General features: G+C 63.6%; 6 protein-coding genes. 3 read left to right on the top strand and 3 right to left on the bottom strand.

The window, feature by feature from the left end; translation table 11 throughout:
* The 3 genes from ACZ4SV_RS36240 to ACZ4SV_RS36230 all read right to left on the bottom strand — a co-directional run.
* Positions 1-1,807, bottom strand: a 1,807-nt coding sequence (locus ACZ4SV_RS36240) for an AAA family ATPase (RefSeq protein WP_468011392.1), incomplete at its 3' end; no start/stop codon positions are given.
* Between the two features lie 135 nt (positions 1,808-1,942).
* Positions 1,943-2,254, bottom strand: a complete 312-nt coding sequence (locus tag ACZ4SV_RS36235; protein WP_136191685.1) for a hypothetical protein — start codon at positions 2,252-2,254, stop codon at positions 1,943-1,945.
* On the bottom strand, positions 2,248-2,592 hold the full coding sequence (locus ACZ4SV_RS36230; RefSeq protein WP_468011386.1) for a helix-turn-helix domain-containing protein: 345 nt from the start codon (positions 2,590-2,592) through the stop codon (positions 2,248-2,250). The genes ACZ4SV_RS36235 and ACZ4SV_RS36230 overlap by 7 nt, the downstream gene beginning before the upstream one ends.
* A 148-nt stretch (positions 2,593-2,740) precedes the next feature.
* Between ACZ4SV_RS36230 and ACZ4SV_RS36225 the strand changes: the two genes are divergently transcribed.
* The 3 genes from ACZ4SV_RS36225 to ACZ4SV_RS36215 all read left to right on the top strand — a co-directional run.
* Positions 2,741-3,559 (top strand): hypothetical protein, encoded by an 819-nt coding sequence (locus ACZ4SV_RS36225; protein WP_024958707.1) that lies wholly within the window; start codon positions 2,741-2,743, stop codon positions 3,557-3,559.
* A 1-nt stretch (position 3,560) separates the two neighbouring features.
* Positions 3,561-3,944: a hypothetical protein gene (locus ACZ4SV_RS36220; protein ID WP_024958706.1), complete on the top strand. Its 384-nt coding sequence runs from the start codon at positions 3,561-3,563 to the stop codon at positions 3,942-3,944.
* Between the two features lie 74 nt (positions 3,945-4,018).
* On the top strand, positions 4,019-4,380 hold a 362-nt coding region (locus ACZ4SV_RS36215), incomplete at its 3' end, for a hypothetical protein (RefSeq protein ID WP_468011379.1).

Here is a 4,380-nt window from a genome sequence, read left to right as displayed (position 1 = left end):
CTTGGGAGCGATACGACATGCGGACAGGAAGCGAATGGCCCCCCAGCGCCCGCAACTCGGCATTGAAGCGGTCGCAGTAGCCCTTGGCCAACTCCGACTCGCCAATGTCATTGCTTTTCGTCGTCAACTGGCTGGTTGAGGTAGACCGAACAGCAGCCTCCACCGTTCCCACGCGTTTGAGGCGGATCACGTCGGCCCATACCGCATCGCGCTGCTCCGACAGCCACTGTTGTGCTTTCAGCTCTGCTAGGCGGGTTTCTTTCTCCTTCCGCCCCGTCGGGTCCAGCAAGCCCGCGAGCGCATCGCGATCAGCGCTGGTGGTCTTGACCTTCTGATCGTAGGCGTTGGTCCACACCGACCACTCCACCGCCGGAGCCGCCGTGGCCTCTGCCATGGCTTTCAATCTCGCATGGATGGCCTCAAGCAGCTCAGTGGCTTGGGCGGCTTCCAAGCCAATAGCGGCGCACTGGGCCTGCCAAGCGACATCGGTGAGAGGACTGGGCAACGCTTTCTTCAGCGCCGTCAGCGCGTCTTCCGCGCTCTTAGCTTCTGTCTGCAGGGTGTCGTTGAGGTAGCTTTCAAAGCTGGCCAAGCGGGCCTTGCCGTCGTCTCCCAACGGTTGCTGGCAGAGGACACAACGGGATTCGTCCCCAACGTGGGGGAAAGGGTGGTCACGGTAGGCAAGACCTGTCGAATACGCCTTTGCAGCGTCCCAAAGGGTTCGCCACACGGCGTCTCCGACGCCTTTGAGCGGCAGCCCATTGAGGAAGGCCGTGGCATAGGCGGTGGCGGCCTGGCGCTTGACCTCTGCATTGCTGCGGGCATCCAAGAGGGCTTGGGCCTTCTCGCCGTTCAAGCTCTCCTTCAATGCCGAGATGCTTGTGGCCATCTGCGACAAGCGTTCTAGCTCTCCGACGGCCTTGGCGTGGGCCACTTCAGGGTTCGCCTGGGCCAGTGCGGTCTCCAGCGCCAAACGCTCATCGTTCAGTGCCGCGGGGAAGGCGCAACGCTTGTTGATGTCCTCTTCGGTCAGTTTCGCCGTCAGCGTGCGAAGAAACGTCGCGACGCTGCTCTGGGCGTGATCTTCCGGGATGTTGGGCAGTTTGCTGGTGAGCTTGGCTGCACGGGCCTTCAACTGGGTGGCGAGATCGTCTGAGATGTGGATGAGCATCCCGACGAACCGCATAGCTCGGGGAAGATGGGTGGCGGTGGTGGCGCTGTCTCCGAACTCCAGCGCTGTGGCTGAGTCGAAGACCGGCACCGCTTTCAATGTCGCGTGGGGGCCGTCGGATGCTTGCCAAGTGAGATCAGCAGACGATGTCGTGCCGTCGGATCGGGTCGCCGTGACTTTGATCAGGGCAGAGGCAGCATCGGGATTCTGCTTGAACACGTTGCCGTGGATAGATCCCTTGGCCCGCGCGCCACAAACGTGCTTCATCAAACGGGCGTAGCCCGATTTCCCGGCCCCGTTGGGTCCGTAGACCACGGTCATCTGGCCTTGGCTGAGGTCCAATGCCGCGTCCTCGCCAAGGGCATTGACGCCGCAGATGGAGGAGACCGAGTCGATGCGAAGCTCAGCGGCGGTGGGTGTCCCCAAGATGGTTCCCGGTGCCAACGCCGGGTGGGGAGCATCCAGCTTCTTGGCTGCCTCGGCCAGGCAGTGATCCGCCAGCGCCTCCATCTCCTCTTCGTTCGGCATGCGGCGGTGCTGGATCACCGTGGAAGCGGCCATGCGCAGCCAGCTTGGGCGGCCATTCAACCACTCTTCCAGAGTCGTAGGCGCAGCGGCCCCATTCTTGTTCGCCATCGGTCACTTCCCCTGTGAATGGCCAGAGCCAGGAAGGCTCCGTTCCCCTTCCGCAATAGTGACGCGGGTCACATTTGGAGGCAAGTCGGTGATGGTCGTAGGGGATGGGGAAATGGTTCTCCCGAACGGTAGGGATCAGGCCTCTGAGGGGGCATCGATCTGGGCGGCAGCCAGGGCGGCTGCCAGATCACGGTTCAGTGCTCGCGCTTCAGCCCGCAGTTCGCTCCAGTTCGGCGTCCCGACCGGGCCTTGCCCACGCATCGACGCGAGCCAAGCATGGGATCGCAGCCTGGCCGCTTCCGCGGCTGGCGTCGAGGACTTGAGGGCGTCCAACGCGGCCAACTGGATTTCCAGAAGGTTGATGTCCATCAGCGCCTGCAACTGCTCCGGTGCCATCGGGCTTGGCGCATCCCGCTGCAGCCACCAGCGTCGAAGTCGTTTCAGCATGTCTTCTCTTCCCTGAGATCGTTGTCGCTACTCGGGAGGATGGCCACGCCACGGCTCTGGGCGTAATCCCTCACCTTCGTCAGCAGCTCTCGCTGCTGTTCGGGTTCAAGCCGCGACATCACCAGCAACGTCTCTGCCACTAGATCATTTGTGGCATGGAAATAGGCGACCGGCATGCCAAGTGCTTGGGCCAGCTTTTCCATCGTTGCAGGATCCGGCACGCGATCTCCTCTCTCGTAACGAGAAACCCTGGGAGCGGCGGAGTTTTCCTCGTCCAACCCAAGCACGGCCCCCAACTGTGCTTGCGTCAGGCCCTTGGCCAGCCGGGCCTCGCGCAAGCGGCGGCCAAACGTGTGAGCTGGGGCGAGAGGGGCAGGCATGGGCGATCACGAACCGGGAACAATCCCCAAGTCTGCCGCTTCCCATGCTGCACCGCATTTGCCAAAATGGCAAATAAGGCCATGGTGGCCGGGATCAGGGGGATGCATGAAGCAAGCGATTGCAGCCGTGGCCGTGTGCCTGGCGTTGGCCAGCGGGACGGCCACCGCCCAGGACGGCATTTTGGGAAGGATTGGCAAGGGGTTGATGCAGGCGGGCAAGGACGCCGCCTCGGCCCCGGCGACCAAGCGTTACCTGGAGCCGGCAGGCACTTACTGGGACGACGGCGACCCTCCGGTGCTCGACGGCTACACCCGGATCCGGTGGGGCTTGGCGGCCACCGCGTCGGGTGGTCACAAGATGTGCGAAGAAGGCCTCTTCGCCGAGGCCAAGGCAGGCAAGGCCATGACGCCCGCCATGCGAACCCATTGCATCGGATCATGGGGGCACCAGTTCAAACGCGTCGGCCTGCAGGGCCACCCGGCCTCTGCGTTTGAGGCCAAGGCGCGGCAGATCGCCTCCACCGACGCGTTCTACCTGCGGCCCTACATCGACGTGGAGATCGACCCCAGCACCAACATTCTCCACGCCTACGTGCTGGTCATGAACCACGACTGGTATCCCCGCTCGCCTGACTTTCTTCCGACGGCCGTTATCGGCCCTTCGCCGTTAGGCAAGGGCAGTGCGGTGGTCGGGGTCGAGCACGGCGGGCGCTACCACGCCGCGTTGCGATTGAAGCCGGAAGACGCGGCCGAGCTGCGACGGGTGGGGCGCGACGCCACGGGAGACCGAATCTTTTTCAAGGTCGTGGAGGGCAGGTTGAAGCCCAACGGCCTGCCCGACATCGTTCTCCAAATCGACCGCCTCGAGATCGGCTACAAGAACCAGATCATCGGCATCACCCCTTCCAAAGACAAGGACGCATGACATGAAGCACGCACTGATCGTGGCCGCAGCAGCGGCACTTTTGACCCTGACGGCCTGCTCTGGCGACAAGGGCCCCACGAAGGAGGACGGGGTGAAGGTCGTGGAAGGCTTTTTCACCGAGCAGGGGAGGCAGGCAACCCTCCAGCGCTCTTGGCGGTTTGAAGTGACCGACGCGGGCGGCTTGGATCTCGACTGCGAGAAGAAGCCCAATGGGGATCAAGAATGCATGGTGGGCGGGTCGGTAAAGGCCCTGGGTTACATCGGCGGCCAGCCCACCAAGGATGAGCCGAGCACCCTCAAGCCGAAGCTGCGGGCCCTGTTCCGCCCGCAAGGCGAAGGTTGGCAAGTGGTCGAAGTGACCGACGAAGGGACGTCTGCGGGCTAAACGGGCCGCAGTCCGCCGCTTGACTGCACGCCGGTCCCGATCAAGCGTGCAGCCATCCAACAGGGGAGGACCATATGAACCGCTATCCGTCGCAGCAAGTTGTGTATGCGCCGCCGGGCCCGTCCGCGCTGATCCTCCCTGGCGTCATCTTGGCTCCGTTGGGCTTGGTTGGGCTGGCGGCCGGCCTGGAGGTGATGAAGCGCGACTTCTTCATCGGCGTGGTCTGTTGTGTGCCCGGTGCGCTCGTCTTCGCGTTTTTGGCATTTTGCCTGGCGCTCCACATCCGGGCTCAGCGGCTCTGGGACTGGCACGTCCGCACGGGGCGGATCCCGTATTTCCGGAAGCACGGCTTCCTGAAAGGGGCACTGCTCGGGGGCGGGTTGGGCGTGGTGGCGGTGGTGGCGGCTGCCGTTCTGGGCTTCAAATATGCCGATCA

This window comes from Streptomyces sp. NPDC027672 (assembly GCF_055566335.1).
Note: the sequence above shows the minus strand (reverse complement) of the source record. Positions and strands in the feature narration are given on the sequence as shown.